Here is a 26,217-nt window from a genome sequence, read left to right as displayed (position 1 = left end):
CAGGTTTAGGTTAGGTTTAAAAAAAGAATACCTGCCAATGGCAGGTATTCTGTGGAGAATATCGGAGTCGAACCGATGACCTTTTGCATGCCATGCAAACGCTCTAGCCAGCTGAGCTAATCCCCCATTATCTTACTTCGTTCTGTGATTGAACCGGTGACCTCCCCGAATACTTTCCGGACGCACTAACCAGCCAAATCAATCTCCCCTTCAATCGGACTGCAAATATAGTGATTGAAATGAATCCTCCAATTAAAAATTTTAGAAAAAACCCCCGGCAGCATGCGCCACGGCACTATTCATTCATTTTGTCAATGAATTCTCGTCTTTCCGCGATTAATAAGTTGACCATGCGGCGAAAATGCGGTTTAAAATCTTCCGGTTCCGCAATAAAAATATTAACGTCCATGGAAACATTATCCTCGCTTGAGTTCAGGTAAGCCTTGGCAATTTTCGTTGTCCTGTTAATGTAGTTAACCACATTATACACCTGCGCCTTTTCAGACAATGACTCGATTTCCCAAAAACTCGGGTATAAAATCCGGAACGACTCCAGATCATCTTCGTCTACAATAATGTAAAAGGTATTTCCCTCAGCTTTGAATTCAATGTCGCCGTCTGAATCAATTTCCGGCTGATAGCCCTGCTTCTGAAGGTGAGAAACATACATTTTCTGTAGATCTGATCGCGACGACTGCGCATTCACCGCGCCGACCCCAATTAAAAACACGGCACATAAGGCCATAATTACCTGCGTTGTCTTCATTTTGATTGTTTTAGTCGTGAAAATTCTGTTATGGTTGTTAATGTTAATGGTAGCTGTTCCTTTGCAGGCTAATCATACGATGATACTCACCGTGTTTCTGGCCTACATGCTAACGGATACCGCGCATGCAAAAGTAACATGTTAATGACTGACAAAAAATACCTGACATAAGGTATTTTTACTGTTTTTTGATTTTCTGCTGTTTTTCCCTTGTTACGGCACCCGATCCGGCCGGGGTGTTGGCCCAGGCACCTATTTTTTTGTATATTGCAGCACCTTAACGCAACCAACCAACCTATCAATGGAAAAACTCATCTTAGACCAAGCGAGGAAAATATGGACGGAAATTGCCCAGCATAAGACGCCGGGTGAGCTAACATTGGAAATTGAACTCTATAAAAAGCTGCTTCATGTCTTTCAGGTAGGCGACTATTATTACATGGTGTTCAATCCCCCGGAAATGAAAATTGAATACGCCAGCAGCAACGTCATTGATGTCATCGGCTATAAACCGGAAGCGCTTACGCTGGATTTATTAATGGATAAGATCCACCCGGAGGACCTCCCCTATTTTCTTGATTTCGAAGCGACGGTTACCCGGTTCTGGTCGCAGCTGCCCCCTGATAAAGTAACCCGGTACAAAAGCCGTTATGATTACCGGATACGCAGAAGCGACGGCAGCTACATCCGCGTGCTCCAGCAGGTGGTTACCATCCAGACGGATGATGAGGGTGCCGTGCTGCGCACGTTTGTGGTGCATACCGACATCAGCCACCTAAAGAAAGATAACCGGATGGTGCTGTCCTTTATTGGATTGGAGGGTGAACCTTCGTATATTGATGTCGATCCCGTCCGGCGGCTCACGCCTTCCGTAAATATCCTTACCCGCCGCGAAAAACAGATTCTGGAACTGCTGGCCCGGAACCAGACCACCAAACAAATTGCGGATGACCTGCACATCAGCACCACCACTGTCGCTACGCATCGCAAAAACATCTACCGCAAAACCAATACCTCATCGGTCCTCGAACTGGTACAGCTGGCCCTTAATAAGGGGTGGCTTTAAATCGCGCTCCCCTTTGTCGGCCTCATCTGAGTGCTTCCGGAACCGGCTTCTCCAACAGGTACCGATAGTAAAACCGGATACGCTCCATCCGGTCGTGCACCACTTTGGGGCCCGTCCAGCCGTGTCTCCCCCCGGGATAGATCATCAGTTCAAAATGCTTTCCGGCGTTCTGCAGTTCGTCAATCAGCTGAATCGTGTTCTGCATATGCACATTGTCGTCCATATCGCCGTGCATAATGCGTAATACGCCTTTATACTGATCAATGTAGGTCAATACTGAGCCGTTCTTATAGCCTTCGGGGTTATCCTGCGGGGTATCCATGAACCGTTCGGTGTAATGCGTATCGTAGAGCTCCCAGCTGGTCACCGGCGCGCCGGCGATGCCGTAATCAAAGTAATCCGCCCCTTTGGTTAACGCCAGGCAGGTAATGTACCCACCGTAACTGTGTCCGGTAATCAACAGCTTATCTTTGGCCACCCAGGGTTTGCTCTTTAGCCATTTGGCTGCCGTGATGTAATCTTCCATTTCCCATTTACCCAGGTTGCGGTGCATGAGTGCAACGCCCTGCTTCCCGAAATGACCGGACGCCCGGTGATCCACGGCGATCTGGACAATACCCTCGTTGGCCCAGTGCTGGTTGGCGGTTCCTTTCCAGGTGTTTTTTACCGTTCCCGCGTCTGGACCGCCATAGATGCTGAAGATAACCGGATGGGGTTTGGTTTCGTCAAAGTCCGTCGGCCATGTAATGGTAGCCGGCAACGCATAGCCATCCGGCGTAGGGATGGTAATCATTTCAGTCCGGCCATAGCGGTAATCTGAAAAATCATCCGCCCGGCTGTCGGCCAGTTCGCGGATCAGTTTGCCGCGGTTATCAAGCAGGGCAATTTTCGTCGGCGTTTCCACATTGGAATAGGTGGTAATAAAATGTGCGCCGTCGGGTGCCACATGCACTTCATGGGTGTAATTGCCGAATGTCAGCCGCCGCAGACCGCTGCCATCGTAATTAACGCGGTACAGGTCTTCCGTTGTCGAATGTTCTTTCCGGGCAGTAAAGTAGATCACCCGGTTCTGCTCATCCACCAGCTGCAATGCGGATACCTGCCACGGGCCCGCAGTAATCGGATTAACCAACGTACCATCCAGCGTGTACAGGTAATAATGGGCCCAGCCGGTCTTATCGCTTTTTAAGATATAATGTTTGTTGTCTTTGAGGTAGGTAATGCGTTCGGCGTGGCTCAGGTCAATCCAGGCTTCCTGTTTCTCGTCATATATCTCCTTTTTGCTGCCCGATACGGGATCTATCGCATAAAATTTAAGGTTTGTCTGGTCGCGGTTCATCCATTGCACCATCAGTGAGTTGCTGTCGTAGCTCCAGTACGGCTGGCCGAAATACTGGTCGTCGTTCTCGTTGAACGCGGCCCACACGGTTTCCCCGCCCTCCACCGGCACAAACCCGACCCGTACCTTTGGGTTGGGATCACCTGCCTTGGGGTAGCGTGTCTGTTCCACATAACCATGTTGGCCCTTTGAGCCAAAGATCGGGAACATGGGCACCTCGGTATCATCGAAACGCATAAAGGCTAACGATTTGCTGTCTGGCGACCACCAAAAGGCCTTATAATGCGTCGGACGGCCCAGGATCTCTTCATAATATACCCACGATGCCCATCCGTTGTAGATGACGTCCGTGGCATCGCTGGTGTAGCGGATTTCGCGGCCATCCGGCACGCTGATGGCATAAAGGTCATTATTCCGGGTAAATGCCACATACCGGTTGTCCGGCGAGAGCGTGGGATTTTTTTCTTCTTCAGCGGGCGACTGTGTCAGCCTCCGGGGAGCTTGGCCGCCCTCCCGGATATAGATATCCTTATCCTGGATATAGACTTCTGTATCGCTGCTGGGCGGCGGCGTGTAAGTCCGGCGTTGCCCGGTCTTGCTGTCTACCGCATACAGCTGTCGCGCCTGTGTATCGTATTCGATGTAATGCCGGGCATCCGCCCACCCTTCAATGGTGTTGATCGGTTTAGTCAGCGAACGTTTGATGCCCCAGGCCTGGTCCAGGTCGAGCCGTTTGGTTTGGGCGGCTGCCGGGACTGCAAGAAATAAGGATAGGCAAATGCCCAACGAAAACATGTTTTTCATCATTATCGTATTGTTTTTATTGGCTATTCCGCTTCCGGGTGTGCTTCGGCGCCGCACCGGAGTTTTATCCAGTCTGCTTCGACAATCGTTCGGGATTCCGTCGGCGTGGTTTCGGGAATCCTTCGAAGGCCTTCGGAGCGCAACGCATTGCGTGCCGAGCAGCCCCGAAGCGCACTCGAAGCGGAGTCGAAGCCGCCCCGAACAAGGGTCGAAGAAGTCCCGAAGCGGACTCGAACAGCCCTCGAAGAGCAGTCGAACACGCCTCGAAGAACTATCGGACAATTCCCTGTACGCCTGGCCCGTGCCTACACCACCACATTCACAATCCGGCCTTTCACCACGATCACTTTGCGTACGGGTTTTCCGTCCAGATAGCGCTGCACATCCGGATTTGCCAGTACCGCCTGCTCAATTTCCCCCGTTTCCAAACTCAGTGGCAGGGAAAGGTTCATCCGCATCTTTCCGTTTACGGAAATGGGATAGGAAAATTCACTTTCCACCAGGTAATCCGGATTAAATTCCGGATATGCCGCTTCAGACAATGTCCCCGGCGTGTTACCCAGCAACGCCCACAATTCTTCGGTGATGTGGGGTGCGTAAGGCGACAGCACAATGCATAGTTCCTGCAATATCGCCGCCTTATTACATTTCAGGTCAGTCAGTTCGTTTACGCAGATCATGAAAGATGAAACAGACGTATTGAACGAAAACCGCTCGATATCTTCCGCTACCTTTTTGATGATTTTGTGCAGGGCCTTCAACTCGGCCCGGTCCGGCTCCCCGTGGCTGACCGAAAAATTGCCCTCCGCGTCGTGGAACAGCTTCCATAGCTTGCGCAGGAACTTATATACTCCTTCGATGCCGTTGGTGTTCCAGGGCTTGCTCTGCTCCAGCGGGCCCAGGAACATTTCATACATCCGCAGTGTATCGGCACCGTATTGTTCGATAATATCGTCCGGGTTCACCACATTGTATTTGGATTTCGACATCTTCTCTACTTCATGCCCGCAATTATATTTTCCGTTTTCGAGGATAAATTCCGCATTGGCAAAATCCGGCCGGAACTGCCGGAACTTTTCGATATCGAGTACATCGTTGCTTACGATATTGACATCAACGTGCAACGGCACGGTGGTGTACTGTTCTTTCAATCCGTAGGATACAAACGTATTGGTGCCCCTTCCCTCCGTATCGAGCACGCGGTAAACAAAACTGCTCCGCCCCTGGATCATGCCCTGGTTGATGAGTTTTTTAAACGGCTCCTCTTCAGGTACGTACCCGAGGTCTTTTAAGAATTTATTCCAGAAACGGCTGTACAGCAGGTGACCGGTTGCGTGTTCGGAACCACCGATATACAGGTCGACTGCCTGCCAGTAGTTCACCGCTTCGGGTGAAACAAGCGCATTGCTGTTGTGCGCATCCATATACCGGTACCAATACCAGCTTGAGCCGGCCCAGCCCGGCATGGTGCTCAGTTCGTAATCGAACTGTCCCCGGTATTTCCAGTCGCCCGCCCGGCCGAGCGGCGGCTCGCCGCTTTCCGTGGGCAGATATTTGTCAATCTCGGGTAGCACCAGCGGCAGCTCGCTTGCTTCGATCAGTTGCGGAAATCCGTCTTTAAAGTATACCGGCACGGGCTCCCCCCAATACCGCTGCCGACCGAAAATCGCGTCACGCATCCGGTAGTTGATGGTCGCTTCCCCGGCACCCGTGGCTTCCAGTTGTTTGATCAATACGTCAACCGCCTCGTGATAGGTAAGGCCGTTAATGATGTCGGAATTAATATACCGGCCGGCTTTTGTGGGGTCGGCCTGCCCGTCGAGCTGCTGGGCATCCGAAATGGGGATGATCGACAGGCCGAAGTGCATGGAAAACAGGTAGTCGCGCTGGTCGCCCGAAGGTACCGCCATCACGGCTCCCGTACCGTAGCCGGCCAGCACGTAATCGGCAATCCAGATGGGGATCTCTTTTCCAGTTAACGGATGCTCGGCATAGCTTCCGGTGAATGCACCCGAAACGGTCTTCACGTCCGCCATCCGGTCGCGTTCCGATTTCTTGCCTGTATGGGCAATGTAGGCTTCTACCTCAGCCTGCTGTTCTGCGGTCGTCAGCTGCGACACCAGGTCGTGCTCCGGGGCCAGCACCAGGCAATTTACCCCGTAGATGGTATCCACCCGGGTAGTAAATACTTCGATCGCCACGTCCGGCGCAAGCGACGGAACGGCAAACCTGACACTGGCGCCAATGCTTTTCCCGATCCAGTTCCGCTGCATCTCCACCAGCGGCTCCGGCCAGTCGACTGTTTCCAGTCCGGTAAGCAAGCGCTCGGCATAGGCCGTGATGCGCATGCTCCACTGCATCATTTTCTTCTGTTCCACGGGATAGCCCCCCCGTTCGGATACCCCGTTGATCACCTCGTCATTGGCCAGCACGGTACCTAACGCCGCACACCAGTTCACGGTGCTTTCACGCAGGTAGGCCAGGCGGTATTTGAGCAGCTCCCGCTGTTTTTCGGCATCACTGAAACCTGCCCATTCCGCCGCCGTAAATGCGGCGGTATCCTCATCCGATACGGCAAGCACGCCCGAACTCCCCCGGGTTTCAAAATGGGTGATCAGGCTGCGGATGGGTTCTGCCCTGTCCGATGCCTTGTTATACCAGGCGTCAAACAGCTGCATAAAGATCCATTGTGTCCACCGGTAATATTCCGGGTCGCTCGTACGCACCTCACGGCTCCAGTCGAACGAAAGGCCGATGTTATCAAGCTGCTCGCGATACCGGCTGATATTCGCTGCCGTGGTAATGGCGGGGTGCTGCCCGGTCTGGATAGCATACTGTTCGGCTGGCAATCCAAAGGAATCGTACCCCATGGGATGCAGCACGTTGAAGCCCTTGACCCGCTTATACCGGGCAAATATATCCGAGGCAATATATCCCAGGGGATGGCCCACATGCAAGCCTGCCCCTGATGGATAGGGAAACATGTCCAGCACGTAGTATTTTGGTTTCGTGGAAGTATTGCTTGCTTTGAATGTCTGGTTATCGGCCCAAAATTTTTGCCACTTCTGCTCTATTGCCCGGTGATTATAGTCCATTTATGTACAGATTGAATACGAACGGCGAAAATACGATTTTTTTAAGAAACTCCCGACCGGCAGGAAGCTGCCGGTACGGGGGCCAATTACCGGTTTACGGAGCGGGCAAACGACCGTCCTGCCGGATCGGTAACAAAAAAGTGATCTGTGTACATGGTAGCCGTAAATCTGCTATCTTCGCGGGCAAATATGCGGACGAGACTGCTTTACCTTCTTGTTTTACTTGCCTATGTGAACACGGTTTTCTATCAGGGAAACCCTGTCCGTGGGACCAACAGTGCCGGCATTATTGACGGCGCGCCGCTGGTAGAGATCATTTTGGCGGATGTGCTCAACATCATTCCGGACGGCGGCGATACCAAGCCCGATGATGTCCAATACGATGACTACCGCCCATCAACGGCAAAATGCATATCCACACCGCTTCCCAAAAAGAATACAAGCATCGATTTTGCCCCGATTTTAGCATTCTGTAAGCCGCTTACGTATTGGGATTTCGATACCAGGATCTCTTGCCTGTTAGGTTATTACCTCTTCCTGTTCCGGCTGAAGCCGTTCTAATACCATCTTTTCATTCCACACCCGGGGTTGCGTGTCATCCCCGTAGCTATCCGCGTCATGGCGGGGCAGCTCATCATTTCCCATTTTTAAAATCTATTTATTCCCTGAAGGGATAGGTACGTCCAGCTTTTATGCTGGATGCAACATCAGCTATGTTGCAGCGAACATCATTGACAACAATTTACCATAACGAATACGAATAAAGACCATGAATACGACAATCACCTCACGGCGCATAATCATTGCTTCCGGTTTATTTATCACTGCATTTATTGGCTGTAGCGGAAATGCAGAACAGGCAAACGACAACGTGCAGCACCATTCGGCACCTGTGGCCGAAGTTTCGCTGCTTGACACCACGGTATATCACGAGTATGTTGCCAGTATACAGGCAATCAAGAACGTGGAAATCCGCACCCGGCTAAAGGGATTCCTTGAAAAAATATACATTGACGAAGGTGCTGAAGTAGCGGCCGGGCAGCCCCTGTTTAAGCTGAATGACACGGAACACCTGACAGCGGTTGCCCGCGCGGAAGCGGTACTGGAAAATGCCATTGCCGATGGGCAGACCACGATGCTCGAAGTGGAGCGCACGAAACTGCTTGTCGCGAAGAACATTGTATCGGAAACCGACCTCAAAGTAGCCGAAGCGCAGCGCAGCGCTGCCGAATCCAGGATTAAGGAGGCCCGTTCGCTGCTCGATTTTGCAAAAACGGAGCTTACCTATACGACGATACGCGCCCCTTTTTCAGGGCGGATCGACCGCATCCCGCTGAAAGAAGGCAGTTTACTGGATGAAGGCATGTTGCTGACCTCCATCTCTGACCTGGACCAGGTATACGCTTATTTTGACATTTCGGAACAGGAATACCTGGGCATTGTCACCAACGATAGTCTGCGTACCGTTGACTTTACCCTGCCGGTGAGACTGACGCTTGCCAATGGTGCACCCTACCCGCACGAAGGTACTGCGGAATTTGCGGAAAACGAGTTTGAGGAAACCACGGGAACCATATCGCTGCGCGCCTTGTTTCCGAACCCCGGCGGACTGATCAAGCATGCGGCCTCCGGAAAGGTCAGTGTACCGATGCAAAACGGTCAAAACCTGGCCGTCCATCAGAAATCCGTTTTCGAAATACAGGACCGCACCTACGTTTATAAAGTCATGGACGACCATACGGTAGTGATGACGCCATTCCAGGCGGGACAGCGCGTAGGCCATTACTACATGGTGGAAAGCGGTCTGCAGCTGCGTGATAAAATCGTATTTGAAGGGACGCAGAACCTAAGGGACGGAATGACGATCAATCCGGTAATGGTCGGGCCGGGTGAAAACCGGCTTATCGCCGATGGCCGCTAACTAAGATTTCAACGCATTATTCATTAAACCATGTTAGAGACATTCATTAAACGACCGGTGCTGTCGCTGGTCATCTCTTTGCTTATTACCTTACTGGGCGTGCTTGCCCTGTTTACGCTGCCCGTCACCCAGTTTCCGGACATCGTGCCACCGTCGGTCGTGGTAACGGCCAACTACACAGGCGCCAATGCCGAAGTGGGCACCGATGCGGTAGCCATCCCGCTTGAGCGGGCCATCAACGGCGTTGCGGGGATGACTTACATGACCTCCGTTGCAACGAATAACGGCACCATCCTGATACAGGTTTTCTTTAAGGTGGGCACAGACCCCGATATTGCGGCGGTAAACGTGCAGAACCGGGTGACCACGGTGTTGGACGAATTGCCGGAAGAGGTCATCAAAGCCGGTGTAACCACGGAAAAAGAGGTAAACAGCATGCTCATGTACCTCAACATCTACAGCGATGACGCCACCGCCGATGAGCGATTCATTTACAACTTTACCGACATCAACATTCTGAAGGAGCTGAAGCGGATCGAGGGTGTTGGTTTTGCCCAGATTATGGGTGCGCGTGACTACGCGATGCGGGTTTGGCTTAAACCCGACCGGATGGCCGCATATGACGTTTCCAGCGAAGAGGTCATTTCGGCGCTCCGCGCACAGAACATTGAGGCTGCTCCGGGACAGACGGGCATTGGATCGGACCAGCGGGTCAACATGCAGCAGTATGTACTGCGTTATCCGGGTAAATTTTCCGAGCCTGAACAATACCGCAACATCCCCATCCGGGCGAATGCCGACGGGTCGATCCTCCGGGTACGCGACATTGCCGATGTGGAATTCGGGTCGCTCGACTATGAAATGGAATCCAAAACCGACGGCCGTCCTTCGGCGTCGATTATGATGAAGCAGCTGCCGGGGTCTAACGCCCAGGAAGTTATTGAAAACGTGAAACAGCGCATGGGCGAATTGCAGGAATCCACGTTCCCGCCGGGCATGAAATATACGGTCAGTTACGACGTTTCCCGTTTTTTGGACGCATCAATCAGTGAAGTAATCCGTACGCTCGTGGAAGCGTTTCTCCTCGTATTCCTGGTGGTGTTTATCTTCCTGCAGGACTTCCGCTCTACGCTGATACCGGCACTGGCCGTACCGGTGTGCCTGGTTGGCGCCCTCTTTTTCATGCAGCTACTGGGGTTCTCCATCAATTTGCTTACGCTCTTTGCGCTCGTGCTGGCCATCGGAATTGTGGTGGATAATGCGATCGTGGTGGTGGAAGCCGTGCACGTGAAGATGGAGGAGGACCGGCTGCCCCCGCTGGAGGCTACCCTGGCCGCAATGAAGGAAATCGGCGGGGCTGTAGTGGCCATTACACTGGTAATGTCTGCCGTATTCGTTCCTGTGGCCTTTCTTTCCGGACCGGTCGGTGTTTTTTACAGGCAGTTTTCACTGACACTCGCCGCGTCGATCGTTATCTCCGGCATTAACGCCTTAACGCTGACACCTGCACTTTGTGCACTCTTCCTCAAGTCGCCGCACGACAAGCCGGCGTCCAAGGGCTGGCTGGCTTCGTTTTTCAACGGATTTAACAACTGGTACAACCGGATATCCACCCGTTATGCCGGGCTGATCGGAAAAATAGCGGGCCGACGGGTGATTACCCTGGGGCTTCTGGCTGCATTTTTTGTGGCAACCTGGGGAACCAGCAGTGTGCTGCCCTCCGGATTTATACCCACAGAAGATCAGGGCATGATCTACGTGAACGTAACCACGCCGCCGGGCGCAACGGTAGACCGGACCATCGCGGTACTTAACCAGGTCGACTCCATCAGCCGCGGCCACGGGGCGGTAGAGACCGTGTCTACGCTGGCCGGGTACAGCATCATTACGGAAGTGTCCGGGGCATCGTATGGCATGGGCATGATCAACCTGAAAGCCTGGGACGACCGGAAAGAATCTGTTTCGGATGTCATTGCCTGGCTGGAGGAAAATACCGCTCACCTCGCAGATGCCGATATCGAGTATTTTCCGCCACCGACGGTACCCGGATTCGGCAATTCCAGCGGATTTGAACTCCGGCTGCTCGACCGCACCGGCACCGACGACCTCGACCGGACGGCCGATGTGCTGGCTGATTTCATGACCAAGCTCGAAGAATCACCCGAAGTAGGCAATGCCTTTTCCTCCTTTGACCCCCGGTTCCCGCAGTACCTGCTCCAGGTCGACCATGACATGGCCGCCAAGCGGGGCATCAGTGTGGAAAATGCGATGACCACACTCCAGACCCTGATGGGCAGCTTTTATGCAACCAATTTTATCCGTTTCGGCCAGATGTACAAAGTGATGGTACAGGCTGGCCCGGGTGCGCGCGAAAAGCCGGAAGACGTGCTTAAGCTTTACGTAAAGAACAATACCGGGGAAATGGTCCCTTATTCTGCATTCATTACCATGGAGCGTGTTTACGGACCGGAACAGGTAACGCGGTATAACATGTTTACCGCGGCACTCGTCAGCGGTGACGCGGCGGCGGGGTATAGCAGCGGCGAGGTGATTGAAGCGGTGGAGCGCGTGGCTGCGGCAACGCTTCCGCAGGGTTATGGTATTGAATGGTCGGGCATGACGCGTGAGCAGATTCTATCCGGCAACCAGGCCATATACGTCTTCGCGCTTTGCCTGCTTTTTGTGTACCTCATCCTCGCCGGGCAATACGAAAGTTTCCTGCTGCCATTACCGGTTATCCTATCACTGCCGGCAGGCATATTCGGTGCGTTTCTCTTCCTCAAACTGCTGGGACTTGAAAACAACATCTATGCACAGGTAGCGCTGGTGATGCTGATCGGATTATTGGGTAAAAACGCCATTCTGATTATCGAATATGCCCAATTGCGGTACAGGCAGGGCGCGACACGGCTGCAGGCCGCAATCGATGGTGCCGTGGCACGCCTACGCCCTATCTTAATGACATCTTTCGCGTTCATTGCCGGCTTAATCCCGTTAGCTGCCGCTTCCGGAGCGGGTGCCCTGGGCAACCGTTCCATCGGCACCACAGCCGTGGGCGGCATGGTGGTCGGCACCATTGTCGGGGTCATTGTTATCCCCGGACTTTATGTATTATTCACTTCGCGCAGGAACAGGAAAAAGAAAATCAAAACTGGCGCTGCTGGCATGGCAGGCATCATCGGACTGGTATTGGTGACCGGATGTACGGGGCCCAGGGAGTTTTCCGGAATGACGCACCGGACCCTTCCGGAAAGCTACGGAACGGCGACGGATACAACTAACACCGCAACGCTCAGCTGGCGTCGGTTTTTCCACGACGCCCACCTGGTCGGCCTCATCGACACGGCACTTTCCAACAACCCGGATATGGAGCGGACCCTCCATCAGCTGGAAATCGCCCGGGCAAATTTTGCATGGAGGAGGGCCGGGTTACTTCCTTCCGTCGATGCGATGGCGGAAGCCGGGCTACGGAAATACGGGTTTTACACGATGGACGGGATCGGCAACTACGATACGAATTTCTCAGACAACCTGAAGGAGGATGAAAAACTGCCAACGCCGCTGCCTGACTATTTTATCGGGTTACGTGCCTCCTGGGAAATCGACCTGTGGGGAAAGTTAAAAAACAAAAAAGAGGCCGCCTATCAGCAGTTCCTGGCGAGTTATGAGGGGCAGCGGCTGATCAAGACCACACTCATTGAAGATGTTGCCACGGCCTATTATGGCCTGCTGGCGCTGGATAACGAGCTGACGATATTACGCCGGAATATTCGGCTGCAGGAAGACGCGCTGGCGATTGTCGAAACCCAGAAAGAGGCGGGGCGTGCGGATGAGCTGGGTGTCCAGCAGTTCAACGCGATGCTGCATCACTCCAAGGGTATTGAACAAGAGGTGCTGCAACAGATTACGGCGACGGAAAATCAGCTGAACTACCTGCTGGGCCGTTTTGACGGGCGTATTTACCGGGACACCTCGGCCTGGATGACCTCGCCGTTTACCGATTCGGTTCTGGCAGGTATACCGCCGCAGTTGCTGGAACTGCGGCCGGACGTAAGAATGGCCAAACTGGAGCTGCTGGCTTCGGGTGCGGAAATTGATGCGGCTAAAGCAGCTTTTTTGCCTAGTTTGGTGTTATCGCCATACATCGGCCTGCAGGCATTCGACCCGACCAAGCTATGGATGGCCCCTACCTCCGTTACTTATGGGCTATTGGGTGGGATTACCGCTCCGGTATTTAATCAGCGAACAATCCATTCGGCCTATGAAACGGCCAAGGCGACGTATGGTATCGCGTTTCACGACTATGAAAAGACGGTATTGAATGCCTGGAAGGAAGTGCAGACCCATTTAAAGGCACAGCAATACCTGGATCAGCGGCAAATCCACAACACCGGGGAGGTAACCGCCCTGCGGAAAGCCGTGGATGCCGCCAACGAGCTGTTTAAGGCCGGGCGCGCATCTTACCTCGATATCATAACCGCACAGCGCACGGTGCTGGATGCCGAGATTAACCTGGTGAAAACCCGGCACGAAAAGGCGATTACAAAACTCGCGCTCTACAAAACGCTGGGTGGCGGGTGGCAATAAAGACAACCGCTGCAGGGAGCTTGTTACGAAAGGAATTTATGCCCCCAGTAGCGCTGGGTAGCGGGGCATATTTCATTTTGTTGCCGGCTGAATTGGATATTTATCAATCCAAATCATTACTTTCGCATCATAATAACTGATGGCGCATGGAATCGTACGAAGTAAGCACATCCTCCAAAAAGACCAAGTCTGTATACATATCGACGGTCATCAGCATCGCTTTGGTGCTGCTGATGACGGGATTATTGGGTTTGATCCTGGTGCATGCCAAGAACCTCTCCGATTACGTAAAGGAAAACATCGTACTTAATGTCATCATGAATGACGGTGCCAGCGAAGGGGATGTGCTGGCGTATCAGAAGCAGCTGGAGGCAGATCCCTATGTCCTGCGGTCGGAGTACATCAGTAAGGAACTTGCCGCAAAAAACCTATCGGAAGAACTGGGGGAAGACTTTGTCGAGTTTCTGGGCCATAATCCACTGCTCTCATCAATTGATGTTTATCTGAAAGCGCAATATGCAAATACGGACAGCATCCAGCCCTTCATCAAAAAGATTTCAGCCAATAAGATGATTAAAGAGGTGGTTTATCAGGAATCACTCATCGATATGGTCAACAAAAATATCCGTACCATCGGTATCGTAATCCTGGCGTTTACCGCATTGCTGCTGGTTATCGCGGTAGCACTGATTAACAATACAATCCGGCTGGCCATTTATTCACAGCGTTTCCTGATCAAAAGCATGCAGATGGTAGGGGCTACGAAAGGGTTTATCCGGCGGCCGTTCCTCGGCTACGGTATCCTGCACGGGCTGCTGGGTGCGCTGATCGCCATCCTGCTGCTATTGCTTACCCTGCACCTGGGCCAGCGGGAAATTCCCGAGCTGGTTTTCCTGCGTAATTGGTTCGAATTTATCATTATCTTCATCATTGTAGCCGCTTTGGGTATCCTCATTTCAGGGCTGAGCACCTATTTTGCCGTTGGCAAATACCTGCGGCTGAAATCCAATGAATTGTACCGGTAAAACTGATCGTTTACTATGTCAAAACAACAAAAAACAGCAAGTTCCCCAAAAGGGCTTGTATTCGCCAAGCGAAATTACCAGCTGTTCCTTTTGAGCATCGCCGTAGTGGCTGTTGGCTTTATGCTGATGACAGGCACATCGGATATTTACAGCTTTACGAAAATCACATTGGCACCGCTCGTCGTGGTTGCAGGTTTTGCATTGGGCGTGGTAGCCATATTGGCCAAACCAAAAAAATCCGGGGATAGTTAATGTCGCTATTTGAAGTGATCGTGCTGGCCATCATTGAGGGCCTCACGGAGTTTTTGCCGGTATCGTCGACGGGCCATATGATCATCGCCTCGGCGCTGATGGGCGTGGCCCCTACCCCCTTTGTTAAACTATTTACCATTGCTATCCAACTGGGCACCATTCTTTCGGTACTGGTTTTATATTACAAGCGCTTTTTCCGCTCGCTCTCCTTTTATTATAAACTCGTTGTTGCTGCAATTCCGGCATCGATACTGGGATTCCTGCTCAGCGATTTTATCGACGGGCTGCTGGAAAGCCCGCTCACGGTGGGCGTGATGCTGGTACTGGGTGGTGTTGTCCTCCTGTTTGTCGACCGGTGGTTTAACCGTCCGACCGTTGGCGATTCCGATGATATTACCTACGGGCAAGCGTTCAAAATAGGATTATACCAATGCCTGGCGCTTATTCCCGGCACGTCGCGGTCGGCCAGTACCATTGTCGGCGGGATGGCCCAGCAGCTGACCCGCAAGGCTGCCGCAGAGTTTTCTTTTTTCCTGGCCCTGCCCATGATGTTCGGCGCAACGCTGCTGAAGCTCAAGGACCATTTTGACGGCGGCCATCAATTGAGCGGTGCAGAGATCAATCAGCTGGTGATCGGCAATTTTATCGGGTTCGTCGTCGCCATCATCGCGATCAAATCCTTTATCGGCGTGGTCACCAAATATGGGTTCAAAGCATTTGGCTGGTACCGGATCATTGTCGGCGGGGTGATCATCGCCCTGCTGCTGAGCGGCCATAGCCTGCAAATTCTATAATGGAACAAGCCAACAGGCCATTCGATTTTGCCTCGGGAGAGGTACTTCTCGTTGATAAGCCATACCAGTGGACGAGCTTTGACGTGGTACGCAAGGTGGTTAACGCCATTAAGCCCCAGAAGGTCAAGGTAGGGCACGCCGGTACGCTGGACCCGCTGGCCACGGGCCTACTGGTGCTATGCACCGGCAAATTCACAAAACGCATCGCCGAGTTTCAGTCGCAGGAAAAGGAGTACACCGGCACCATTACGCTGGGTGCCACGACGCCGTCGTACGACCTGGAACAGGAGATAGACCAGCGGTTCGACCTGGCGGGTATTACCGAAGACCGGATCCGGCATACGGCGTCAACCTTTGTCGGTGAAATTGAGCAGGTACCCCCGGCCCATTCGGCCATTAAAATAGACGGTGAACGGGTATATGCGAAAGCCCGGCGCGGGGAACAGGTATTGGTAAAACCCCGCTCGGTGTTCATCCGCGAGTTTGAGATCACGGGCATCAACATACCGCAGGTTGATTTCCGCGTGGTGTGCAGCAAAGGCACTTATATCCGGTCGCTGGCATACGATTTTGGCAAAGCCATGGACAACGGTGCACACCTCAGTCAGCTGCGGCGGACCAAAAGCGGCAGCTTCCACGTGGCAGACGCCTGGCAGCTGGAAGACCTGATTGCGCACATCCGGGCAGCGGGACAATAAAAAAACTGTTACTTTTGTACAAACCCTTTCCTGATGAAGATTTACAGAGACCTCGAAGATTTCATCCCACTGGACAACGCGGTGGTAACGATCGGTACATTCGACGGGGTGCACGTGGGGCATCAGAAGATACTGAGCACGTTGAAGGAGTGCGCCAGCCACATCAATGGCGAAACCGTGCTTCTCACCTTTTTCCCGCATCCGCGGATGATTCTTCATCCGGAAGATGATAGCCTCAAGCTGATCAGCGATATTGAGGAAAAAGTGGAATTGCTGGCGAAAGCGGGTATTGACCACCTTATTATCACACCGTTCACCCGTGATTTTTCCAATCAGTCGCCAGAGGAGTACATCCGTGAGGTACTGGTGGGCAAGATCGGCACCAAAAAAATTGTGATCGGGTATGACCACCGCTTCGGCAAGGACCGCTCGGGCACGTTTCAGGACCTGCTGAGCCATGCGGATATTTACGGTTATTCCGTGGAGCAGATTCCCGAACAGGACATCAATGATGTGGCGGTATCTTCTACGAAGATACGCGAGGCACTGATCAAGGGCGATATTAATAGTGCCAACAGTTACCTGGGGTATCCTTTTCAGTTAACAGGTAAAGTGGTGCGGGGAAATCAGCTGGGTCGCAGTATCGGTTATCCGACAGCCAACCTGCAGGTACGGGAACCGCAAAAGCTTATTCCGGCTTACGGCATTTATGCGGTGGAAGCGGCGATAATTGACCCTCGGGAAATCACAACCGGCGTCTATGAACATCACGAACCCAAACGTGTGATCAAAGGAATGGGCTACATCGGTACCCGCCCGACGATAGACGGTGTGGGACGGAGCATTGAAATACACTTATTTGATTTCGACGGCGATATTTACGGCGAGCAGCTCCGGGTGGAGTTCCTCCATTTTATCCGGCACGACCAATGGTTTGAATCCATGGAGGACATGATCAAACAGATGGCAGCAGACGAACGGCGGGTAAAAGAGCTACTGGGTGTATAAGCCGTTACGTTAGCTAACGCCATTTGTGAATGGCTGGTTAAGCTACGCACTGAAATACGCCCGTACGTTTTTCCCCTCTACCCAGTTCATATACGCCCGGTTAACGACCTTATTTCCTCCCGGAGTCGGATAATCACCTGAAAAATACCAGTCGCCTTTATGATCGGGACAGGCAATATGCAGGTTCTCCAGCTTCTGGTAAATCACCTCTACCTCCGCCTTGATACGGGATCCGCGGATCAGAATGGCGATTTCACTGGAAATCTCCTCGTCCGTAAAAGGTGCATAGATGGCCTTTACGTAATTTTCAACTTCGTTTTTCGGTAGGTCAAGCGACGCAACGCATTTGCGGTAAACTTCATCAACCACATTGCCCATGCCTTTCTTATAGAGCAGTGACACGGCGGCCTCAAAAGCCACAAATTCACCCATGCGCGACATATCAATGCCGTAACAATCGGGATAACGGATTTGCGGGGCAGAAGAAACGATGATGATCTTCTTCGGGTTTAACCGGTCGAGGATGGTCAGGATACTCTGCTTAAGTGTGGTACCCCGCACAATGGAATCATCCACCGCCACAATGGTATCCTCATGATCCTTGACAATGCCATATGTGGTATCGTATACGTGCTGCACCATATCGCGCCGGTCCGCATCCTGCGTGATAAACGTCCGCAGTTTGGCGTCTTTAATATTCAGCTTTTCGAACCGGGGGGAAATGCTGAGCATCTCATCCAGTTCTTCGTCTGCAATCTTATCGGTCCGGTTAAGCAGCGTATCTTTCTGCAATTTGCGCACATACTCGCCGATGCCTTCTTCCAGACCATAGAAAGCAACTTCCGCGGTGTTTGGAATATAGGAAAATACCGTATTCTTAATATCGTAATCGATGGCCTTCAGAATCTGCGGACACAGCAGCCGACCTAAGTGCTTGCGTTCCTGATAAATGGCCGCATCGCTCCCCCGTGAGAAATAAATACGCTCAAATGAGCACGACTTTTTCTCGGCCGGCTCCCGGAACTGTTCTTCGGTTATGGTTCCGTCTTTTTTGATGATGAGTGCATAACCCGGCTTAATTTCACTGATTTCCTCAAATTTTACATTGAACGCCGTCTGGATTGCGGGCCTTTCGGACGTAACCACAACCACCTCATCATTGATATAGTAATAGGCGGGCCGGATACCGGCGGGATCGCGCATCACAAATGCATCACCATGGCCGAATATGCCTTCAATGGTATATCCGCCATCCCATGTCTTTGCCGACTTACGCAAAATCCGGGCTACGTCAATGTGTTCGGCAATCAGGGCACTGATGGTCTCGTTGCTGTGGCCCTCGTGCTTGAATTTATCGAACAGTTCCTGGTTTTCGGCGTCCAGGAAGTGGCCGATTTTTTCCAGTACCGTTACCGTATCGGCCTTTTCCTTCGGGTGCTGGCCCAGCTCGTACAGTTGTTCAAGCAGCTCATCCACGTTGGTCATGTTGAAGTTGCCTGCGATGACCAGGTTACGTGACATCCAGTTATTCTGGCGCAAAAACGGATGGCAGCTTTCCACGCTGTTCCGGCCATGTGTGCCGTACCGCAAATGCCCCATCAGCACCTCTCCGGTAAAACTTACGTTATCCTTCAGCCACTGGCTGTCTTCGAAACGGTCGGGATACGTCCGCTGGACGGCAGCAAACTTTTTCTGCACGTATTCAAAGATGTCTGCCACGGCATTGGATGCCATGGACCGGTACCGGCTGATGTAGCGGTTACCGGGCTTCACATCCAGTTTAATGGTCGCAATCCCCGCCCCATCCTGGCCGCGGTTATGCTGTTTTTCCATTAATAAGTACAGTTTGTTGATGCCGTACAGGGTTGTGCCGTATTTTTCCTGATAATATGAGAGGGGTTTTAACAGGCGAATCAGTGCGATACCGCACTCGTGTTTGATAGCTTCACTCATGTTCTGATTTGAGTATGCAAAGATACACAATTTTGTTATTACAGAACAAAAAGCGAAAGCCAAAAAAACGATGGCCGGTGCTTTTGCCGTCCCTGCGCCTGCCGGGCGTACGGTTACACGGCAAAAGCACCGGCCTCAGTGAAGGCTAGGTGCAGGAAACAAGGGCTGTGCAGCCATGGACAGGGCTACAATTTTTCGCCGTGCTGACTGATGTCGAGCCCCACCTCCTCTTCTTCGGGGGTAACCCGGAGCTTGCTGATCAGGTCAGTTACTTTCAGCAGGACAAATGCCATGATAAGCGTGAAAGCGACCGAACCGACCAAGCCGACCACATGCGCCACAAAGAGTCCGGTTTCACCGAAAAACAATCCGTCCGTTGTTACGGCGCCATTAATGGCTTTGGTAGCAAATACCCCGGTAAACAGCATGCCGACCATGCCACCTACCCCATGGCTCGGAAACACGTCAAGTGTATCGTCTACGCGCGAGTGGGTACGCCATTCGACCACAAGCCGGCTGATTACCGCTGCCACTGCACCCATGACCAGCGAGTGGGGCACCGTGACGAACCCTGCTGCCGGGGTTATGGCCACCAATCCCACTACGATGCCGATGCAGGTTCCCATGGCTGTCGGTTTTTTGCCGCGTGCGGCATCAAAGAATATCCAGGCAAGCGCTGCAGCACCCGAAGCGGCCGTGGTGGTAGCCAATGCAGATGCCGCCAGTGCCGTGGCACCGAACGCGGAACCCGCGTTGAACCCGAACCAGCCAAACCACAGCAATCCGGTACCCAACAATACGTAGGTAACCCGCGCAGGCTCATGTCCGCCGTTTCCGTTGCCCTGTTTAAGGTATAAGGCCGAGGCAAGCGCCGTGATACCGGCAGACATGTGGACCACCGTGCCCCCGGCGAAATCAAGGACGCCCATCCGCGCCAGAATACCATCGGGGTGCCACGTGGCATGTGCCAGTGGTGCATAAATGAACACAAAGAATAAACAGATAAAGAGAATATAGGACGTGAAGCGGATCCGTTCGGCAAATGCACCGGTGATCAGCGCCGGTGTAATAATGGCAAATTTCAATTGGTACATCGCAAAGAGCGCAAACGGAATGGTCGGTGCACCGGGCCAGTTCGGGCCGTCCAACACCCCTGTAAACATAAAGTAAGTCGCTGGATTGCCGATTACACCGCCAACGGAGTCGCCGAATACCAGACTAAACCCGAAGACTACCCATATTACGGCTACCACCGCCATGCAGATAAAACTCTGAAGCATCGTCGATATCACGTTTTTCTTTTTCACCATGCCCCCATAAAAGAAGGCCAACCCCGGCGTCATGATCAGTACCAATGCAGTAGAAGTAAGCATCCAAGCTACATCGGCCGCATCAAACTGATGATTCGTTTTTCCGGGAACTCCGGGAAAAATCAGTGCCAAAACCACAATAATTACTAAAAAAATAAACGGGATAATAGATTTTTTTGATTCCATTTGAATAACAAATATAATTTTGACACGAAATTAGCTATTAAATTGAAAAAATCAATAAAATATTATCATATTTTTATACAAAACTAAATTATAATACAATAATTTTAATAATTACTCATTTTTTAAATCAAAAAATACATTTTAACATCATTATTTATGGTAAAAATTAAATATTTAAACAATTTATACCGAATTCGATAAATAATTGATGATTTTCAAACTAAAAAATAACAAATTCATATCAACACAAGCAAATCACACACTTCTCGACATCATACATTGGCATTAACGCATCCTTCACATTGCAGGTATCCCGGCCGGCTGCTGTTGAAAACCTAACGGCTACCTATACAATCAATTGGCAAAGTATCGCCCGTGCCATTAGGGTTTCCCTCCAAAAATCTGTAAGTTTGTAGGAGCTTTCTCGCGTTGGATTTTGCAGGCAACCCATGTATTTAATATTTGATACCGAAACAACGGGGCTCCCCAGGCGTTGGGATGCACCGATTACCGATACCGATAACTGGCCGCGCTGTGTGCAGCTCGCCTGGCAGTTGCACGATGCCATGGGCAACCTGGTGGAACACCAGGATTTTCTTATCAAACCGGAAGGTTTTAATATTCCGTTTGATGCCGAGCGCATACACGGCATCAGCACCGAGCTGGCTGTGGAACAGGGTGCCGGACTCACCGAAATCCTCGAGAAGTTCAATGCCGCCCTGGCGCAGGCAAGTTTTGTCGTCGGCCAGAATATCGGCTTTGACATCAACATCATGGGCTGTGAGTTTTACCGGACGGGCATTGCTACCCGGCTCGCGGAAATCCCGGTACTGGATACCTGTACCGAAACCACGGCCGAGCTGATCAAGATTCCGGGTGGACGGGGCGGCAAATACAAACTGCCCACCCTTACCGAACTGCACCAGTACCTTTTTGAGGTGCCATTTGCCGAGGCACACAATGCGACAGCCGACGTGGAAGCGACCACCCGCTGCTTCCTTGAACTGGTCAAACGCGGCGTCTTCCTGCCGGAAGAATTACAGGTAGATGCCGGTTATTTTGTGGAATTCCGCAACCGGTACCCGGACCCGATACAACCTGTCGGGCTGTCGCACGTAAACCTCAAAGCGGCATCTGACGAAATCCGCCAGCGGCTGAAAGCCGAACAGGGCGCCCAGCTCTCGGGCCAGGACCTCGAAGCCAACAAGCGGGATATGGCCCGGGTGGACTTTGTACACCTGCATAATCACACGCAGTTTTCGGTTTTGCAGTCGACTATTTCGGTAGCCGACCTGGTCAAGGCTGCCGCTGCCCACAGGATGCCGGCCGTGGCGATCACCGACCATGGCAATATGATGGGTGCCTTCCAATTCGTGGGCCAGGTGCTCAATCACAACAAGACAGCGGAAGCCAAGAACAAGGCCGCAGTGGAAAACGGCGAAGAACCCACGGAGACCATCATTAAGCCCATCGTGGGGTGCGAATTTTATGTGTGCGATAATCACACGGACAAGTCGCGCAAGGACAATGGCTACCAGGTTGTGTTCCTTGCCAAGAACAAAAATGGCTACCACAACCTGGCTAAGATGTCGTCCATTGCCTATACCGCGGGATTTTATTATGTCCCCCGCATCGACCGGCAGATCATCAACCAGTACCGGGAGGATCTGATTGTACTTTCCGGAAACTTATACGGCGAAATCCCCAACAAAGTACTCAACATGGGGGAAACCCAGGCAGAAGAAGCGCTGGTTTGGTGGAAAACGACCTTCGGTGCTGATTTTTATATTGAACTCATGCGGCACGGACAGGAGGATGAGGACCGCGTGAACCAGACGCTTATCGCGCTCGCCGATAAGCATGGCGTAAAAACCGTAGCTACCAACAATACGTATTACATTAAAAAGGAAGATGCGCACGCGCATGACATCCTACTCTGTGTAAAAGACGGCGAAAAACTGGCTACACCGAAAGGACGTGGACGGGGTTTCCGCTTCGGGCTGCCCAACGAAGAATATTACTTTAAATCGGGCGAGGAGATGCGGAAGGCATTTGCTGATCTGCCCGAGGCTATTCTCAATATCCAGGAAATCACCGACAAGATCACCCCTTACTCGCTGTATCGCGACGTGCTATTGCCGAAATTTGAGATACCGGATGAATTCCAGGTGGCCGAAGACGAGCTTGACGGCGGCAAACGGGGGGAAAACCGTTACCTGCGTCACCTGACCTATGTGGGAGCCGCAAAGCGCTATGCCGACCTCACCCCCGATATACAGGACCGGCTGGATTTTGAACTGGCCACCATTGAGCGCACGGGGTATCCGGGGTACTTCCTGATTGTGCAGGATTTCATCGCAGCGGCCCGGGATATGGGCGTTTCCGTTGGCCCGGGGCGGGGATCGGCAGCCGGATCGGCCGTAGCCTACTGCCTAGGGATCACGAATATCGACCCCATTGCCTACGATCTGCTGTTCGAACGGTTCCTTAATCCCGACCGGATATCGATGCCGGATATTGATATCGATTTTGACGACGAGGGCCGCGGGCGGGTAATGGACTACGTCATCCAGAAATACGGATCCAGCCAGGTGGCGCAGATCATTACCTACGGCACCATGGCGGCCAAATCTTCCATCCGGGATACGGCCCGGGTACTGGACCTGCCGCTGTTTGAAGCCGACAAAATCGCTAAACTGATCCCAAACCTCAAACTCAACAAAATCTTCAACATGAACGCGCAGGCACTCCGCAGCGCGCTCCGTGCCGAAGAACTGGAGAATGTACAGCAGCTGGTGTCGCTGGCGCAGGGCAGCGGGCTGGAGGCCGAAACCATCAAACAGGCGCAGGTACTTGAGGGATCTCTCCGCAATACGGGCATCCACGCCTGTGGCGTAATCATCACACCGGACGACATTACCAATTTCGTACCCGTGGCCACGGCCAAGGATTCCGACCTGTATGTGACCCAGTTTGACAACGCGGTGGTGGAAAGTGCCGGGTTGCTCAAAATGGACTTCCTCGGCCTGAAAACCCTGACGCTGATTAAGGACACGGTCAAAATCGTAAAACACCGCCATAAAATCGAGCTGAATCCGGATGAATTCCCGATAGACGACGTCAAAACATATGAACTGTTCCAGCGTGGCGAAACGATCGGCATCTTCCAGTATGAGTCGCCCGGCATGCAGAAATACATGAAGGAACTCAAGCCCACGGTATTCGGCGACCTCATCGCGATGAATGCGCTGTACCGGCCGGGGCCCATGGAGTACATCCCCAGCTTTATTCGCCGGAAACGCGGCGAGGAACCGATCAGTTATGATATTGATGCCTGCGAGGAATACCTCAAGGAGACGTACGGCATTACGGTTTACCAGGAACAGGTGATGCTGCTTTCGCAGAAACTTGCTGGATTCACCAAAGGTGAGGCCGACGTACTCCGGAAGGCCATGGGTAAGAAGCAGCGCGATGTGCTGGACAAGATGAAGCCGAAATTCATCGAACAGGCCGTGGCAAATGGCCACAATGCGAAGGTGCTCGAAAAAATCTGGAAAGACTGGGAGGCATTTGCCAGCTATGCATTCAACAAATCGCACTCGACCTGCTATGCCTGGGTTGCATACCAGACGGCTTACCTGAAGGCGCACTATCCGGCGGAATACATGGCCGCAGTACTTTCCAACAACATGAACGACATCAAACAGGTAACCTTTTTCATGGAGGAGTGCAAGCGCATGGGCCTGCAGGTTCTGGGACCGGATGTCAATGAATCGTTCTATAAATTTACGGTAAACGAACAGAACGCCATCCGCTTTGGAATGGGCGCCGTAAAAGGCGTAGGCGCGGGTGCGGTGGAAACGATCGTTCAGCACCGCGAAAAGGAACCCTACAAATCGATCTTTGACCTCGCGCGCCGAATTGAGCTGCGGGCCGCCAACAAAAAGGCCTTTGAAAGCCTGGCCTATGCCGGCGGGTTCGACTGCTTTACCGGTACGCACCGCGGGCAGTACTTCTACGCCGACGGCGATGGCGGTACGGTGCTGGAAAAGGCCATAAAATACGGTGCAAAACACAAGGAAAGTGAAAACTCAGCCCAGGCAAGTCTCTTTGGCGGAAGCAACGATGTGCAGATCCCGGAGCCTACCCTGCCCGTATGCCCGGAATGGGGATTGATCGAAAAGCTGAAGTACGAAAAAGACGTCATCGGCATTTACCTTACCAGTCACCCGCTCGACACCTACCGGTTTGAAATCAACCACTTCTGCCAGCATGGTGTACGGCTGCTCAATTTGATCGACAAAATGAAATCGACCACGGTGGAAGAAGAGGTAAGCCGCGAATTCAACAAGATCAAAAACCGGGAGCTGACCATCGGCGGAATGGTGACAGCGGCCAGCCACCGGGTAACCAAGAACGGCAAGCCGTTTGGGGTCATGTTATTTGAAGACTATGCAGACTCGTATGAAATTGCACTGTTTGGCGAAGATTACGTGAAAATGAAGGGGTACCTGCATGAAGGCTATTTCATTCAGGTGAAGGGCATTATCCAGGAACGTTTCCGCCAGCCGGGCAACTGGGGATTTGAGGTTAAAAACATCCAGCTCCTTTCGGACCTGCGCGAGAAGCTGGCCAAATGCCTGACCATCCAGGTCCCGCTCCATGAGCTGAATGATCGTTTCGTTGACCAGGTAAAGCAGCTGGTGCATACCAATATCGAACAATCGGAAAACAAAACCTGCCAGCTGAGGTTTATGGTATTGGATCACGAAGGCGAAATTGGGCTGGAAATGCCATCAAAAGGCATCAAAATCAACCCAAGCAATGAATTCATTGACGGACTGGTGGCGTTGAACGGCGTAAAGTATAAGTTAAATTAATGTCAGAATCTGCGGGAATAGCTTTGGCAATGAAACGGATACCTTATCTTTGTATTGCTGCCTGCAATGAACGGCAGCTGAATGACATTGTAAAAAACTAAGGTAACATAAGCGGATAGCTGCCAAATGGCGGTTCCCCGCAAACTAAACTAAAAATCATGGCATTAGAAATTACAGACAGCAACTTTGATGAAGTTGTATTGCAATCGGACAAACCCGTGCTGGTGGATTTTTGGGCAGAATGGTGCGGTCCGTGCCGTATGGTAGGTCCTATTGTAGAGGAACTGGCCAAAGAATACGACGGCAAAGCCGTAGTAGGCAAGGTAAACGTGGATTACAACCCGGACATCTCGGTTAAATACGGCATCCGGAACATCCCGGCGCTGTTATTCTTCAAAGACGGCCAGATTGTAGACAAGCAGATCGGTGCAGTGCCCAAGTCGGTACTGACAGACAAACTGGTAAAGCAACTGTAGCCGTAATGTACTGCAAGCAAAAAGCGGGTGCCCCATGGGTACCCGCTTTTTGCTTAT

General features: G+C 52.1%; 16 protein-coding genes and 1 tRNA gene. 11 read left to right on the top strand and 6 right to left on the bottom strand.

All coding sequences use genetic code 11. The features are described 5' to 3' along the window. Positions 1–52: 52 nt before the first annotated feature. Positions 53–126, bottom strand: a tRNA-Ala gene (locus NEV57_RS14070). A 169-nt stretch (positions 127–295) separates the two neighbouring features. Next, a complete protein-coding gene (locus tag NEV57_RS14065; RefSeq protein WP_257658969.1) occupies positions 296–766 on the bottom strand; it encodes a YbjN domain-containing protein in 471 nt (156 codons plus the stop codon). A gap of 301 nt (positions 767–1,067) precedes the next feature. Here NEV57_RS14065 and NEV57_RS14060 point away from each other — a divergent pair, with 301 nt between their 5' ends. After that, a complete protein-coding gene (locus NEV57_RS14060; RefSeq protein WP_257658968.1) occupies positions 1,068–1,832 on the top strand; it encodes a helix-turn-helix transcriptional regulator in 765 nt (254 codons plus the stop codon). A gap of 22 nt (positions 1,833–1,854) precedes the next feature. On the opposite strand, the gene NEV57_RS14055 is transcribed toward NEV57_RS14060, so the two are convergent. Further along, the gene (locus NEV57_RS14055; RefSeq protein ID WP_257658967.1) at positions 1,855–3,978 is read right to left on the bottom strand and encodes a S9 family peptidase; all 2,124 of its coding nucleotides are present in this window, start codon (positions 3,976–3,978) and stop codon (positions 1,855–1,857) included. A gap of 302 nt (positions 3,979–4,280) precedes the next feature. Continuing rightward, complete coding sequence (gene leuS / locus NEV57_RS14050; RefSeq protein ID WP_257658966.1) at positions 4,281–7,070, bottom strand: leucine--tRNA ligase; 2,790 nt, start codon at positions 7,068–7,070, stop codon at positions 4,281–4,283. 153 nt (positions 7,071–7,223) lie between these two features. On the opposite strand from leuS, the gene NEV57_RS14045 reads away from it, so the two are divergent. From NEV57_RS14045 to NEV57_RS14010, 8 genes are all read left to right on the top strand, one after another. After that, positions 7,224–7,631, top strand: a complete 408-nt coding sequence (locus tag NEV57_RS14045) for a hypothetical protein (RefSeq protein WP_257658965.1) — start codon at positions 7,224–7,226, stop codon at positions 7,629–7,631. A 208-nt stretch (positions 7,632–7,839) separates the two neighbouring features. Continuing rightward, complete coding sequence (locus NEV57_RS14040; protein WP_257658964.1) at positions 7,840–8,991, top strand: efflux RND transporter periplasmic adaptor subunit; 1,152 nt, start codon at positions 7,840–7,842, stop codon at positions 8,989–8,991. 30 nt (positions 8,992–9,021) lie between these two features. Further along, positions 9,022–13,578: an efflux RND transporter permease subunit gene (locus NEV57_RS14035; RefSeq protein WP_257658963.1), complete on the top strand. Its 4,557-nt coding sequence runs from the start codon at positions 9,022–9,024 to the stop codon at positions 13,576–13,578. Between the two features lie 146 nt (positions 13,579–13,724). Next, entirely contained in the window at positions 13,725–14,603 is an 879-nt protein-coding gene (locus tag NEV57_RS14030) for a cell division protein FtsX (RefSeq protein WP_257658962.1), read from the top strand. A gap of 15 nt (positions 14,604–14,618) precedes the next feature. Next, positions 14,619–14,855, top strand: coding sequence for a DUF3098 domain-containing protein (locus tag NEV57_RS14025; protein ID WP_257658961.1), 237 nt, complete (start codon positions 14,619–14,621; stop codon positions 14,853–14,855). Next, positions 14,855–15,649 (top strand): undecaprenyl-diphosphatase UppP, encoded by a 795-nt coding sequence (gene uppP, locus NEV57_RS14020; protein ID WP_257658960.1) that lies wholly within the window; start codon positions 14,855–14,857, stop codon positions 15,647–15,649. Before NEV57_RS14025 ends, uppP begins: the two co-directional genes overlap by 1 nt. Beyond that, positions 15,649–16,347, top strand: coding sequence for a tRNA pseudouridine(55) synthase TruB (gene truB / locus NEV57_RS14015; RefSeq protein WP_257658959.1), 699 nt, complete (start codon positions 15,649–15,651; stop codon positions 16,345–16,347). The genes uppP and truB overlap by 1 nt, the downstream gene beginning before the upstream one ends. Before the next feature lie 33 nt (positions 16,348–16,380). Further along, positions 16,381–17,355 carry a bifunctional riboflavin kinase/FAD synthetase gene (locus tag NEV57_RS14010; RefSeq protein ID WP_257658958.1) on the top strand — a complete coding sequence of 325 codons (975 nt, stop codon included), beginning with the start codon at positions 16,381–16,383 and terminating at the stop codon, positions 17,353–17,355. A 42-nt stretch (positions 17,356–17,397) separates the two neighbouring features. Here the strand turns inward: NEV57_RS14010 and NEV57_RS14005 are convergent, their stop codons facing one another. Further along, a complete protein-coding gene (locus NEV57_RS14005; RefSeq protein WP_257658957.1) occupies positions 17,398–19,308 on the bottom strand; it encodes an amidophosphoribosyltransferase in 1,911 nt (636 codons plus the stop codon). Positions 19,309–19,493: 185 nt separating this feature from the next. Next, on the bottom strand, positions 19,494–20,804 hold the full coding sequence (locus NEV57_RS14000) for an ammonium transporter (RefSeq protein ID WP_257658956.1): 1,311 nt from the start codon (positions 20,802–20,804) through the stop codon (positions 19,494–19,496). A 449-nt stretch (positions 20,805–21,253) separates the two neighbouring features. Here NEV57_RS14000 and dnaE point away from each other — a divergent pair, with 449 nt between their 5' ends. Then, positions 21,254–25,684 (top strand): DNA polymerase III subunit alpha, encoded by a 4,431-nt coding sequence (gene dnaE, locus NEV57_RS13995; RefSeq protein WP_257658955.1) that lies wholly within the window; start codon positions 21,254–21,256, stop codon positions 25,682–25,684. A 158-nt stretch (positions 25,685–25,842) separates the two neighbouring features. Further along, positions 25,843–26,160, top strand: a complete 318-nt coding sequence (gene trxA / locus NEV57_RS13990; RefSeq protein ID WP_257658954.1) for a thioredoxin — start codon at positions 25,843–25,845, stop codon at positions 26,158–26,160. Positions 26,161–26,217 lie beyond the last annotated feature (57 nt).

The sequence above is a fragment of the Parapedobacter lycopersici genome, assembly GCF_024643285.1.
Classification (GTDB): domain Bacteria; phylum Bacteroidota; class Bacteroidia; order Sphingobacteriales; family Sphingobacteriaceae; genus Parapedobacter; species Parapedobacter lycopersici.
This window is presented reverse-complemented; position numbering and strand designations above follow the sequence as displayed.

Bases quoted from the DNA above. Each gene is read 5' to 3' on its own strand.
- uppP (WP_257658960.1), top strand. From the start codon at position 14,855: ATGTCGCTATTTGAAGTGATCGTGCTGGCCATCATTGAGGGCCTCACG.
- NEV57_RS14060 (WP_257658968.1), top strand. From the start codon at position 1,068: ATGGAAAAACTCATCTTAGACCAAGCGAGGAAAATATGGACGGAAATT.
- NEV57_RS14030 (WP_257658962.1), top strand. From the start codon at position 13,725: ATGGAATCGTACGAAGTAAGCACATCCTCCAAAAAGACCAAGTCTGTA.
- truB (WP_257658959.1), top strand. From the start codon at position 15,649: ATGGAACAAGCCAACAGGCCATTCGATTTTGCCTCGGGAGAGGTACTT.
- NEV57_RS14055 (WP_257658967.1), bottom strand. From the start codon at position 3,978: ATGATGAAAAACATGTTTTCGTTGGGCATTTGCCTATCCTTATTTCTT.
- leuS (WP_257658966.1), bottom strand. From the start codon at position 7,070: ATGGACTATAATCACCGGGCAATAGAGCAGAAGTGGCAAAAATTTTGG.
- trxA (WP_257658954.1), top strand. From the start codon at position 25,843: ATGGCATTAGAAATTACAGACAGCAACTTTGATGAAGTTGTATTGCAA.
- NEV57_RS14040 (WP_257658964.1), top strand. From the start codon at position 7,840: ATGAATACGACAATCACCTCACGGCGCATAATCATTGCTTCCGGTTTA.
- NEV57_RS14065 (WP_257658969.1), bottom strand. From the start codon at position 766: ATGAAGACAACGCAGGTAATTATGGCCTTATGTGCCGTGTTTTTAATT.
- NEV57_RS14025 (WP_257658961.1), top strand. From the start codon at position 14,619: ATGTCAAAACAACAAAAAACAGCAAGTTCCCCAAAAGGGCTTGTATTC.
- NEV57_RS14035 (WP_257658963.1), top strand. From the start codon at position 9,022: ATGTTAGAGACATTCATTAAACGACCGGTGCTGTCGCTGGTCATCTCT.
- NEV57_RS14000 (WP_257658956.1), bottom strand. From the start codon at position 20,804: ATGGAATCAAAAAAATCTATTATCCCGTTTATTTTTTTAGTAATTATT.
- NEV57_RS14010 (WP_257658958.1), top strand. From the start codon at position 16,381: ATGAAGATTTACAGAGACCTCGAAGATTTCATCCCACTGGACAACGCG.
- dnaE (WP_257658955.1), top strand. From the start codon at position 21,254: ATGTATTTAATATTTGATACCGAAACAACGGGGCTCCCCAGGCGTTGG.
- NEV57_RS14005 (WP_257658957.1), bottom strand. From the start codon at position 19,308: ATGAGTGAAGCTATCAAACACGAGTGCGGTATCGCACTGATTCGCCTG.
- NEV57_RS14045 (WP_257658965.1), top strand. From the start codon at position 7,224: ATGGTAGCCGTAAATCTGCTATCTTCGCGGGCAAATATGCGGACGAGA.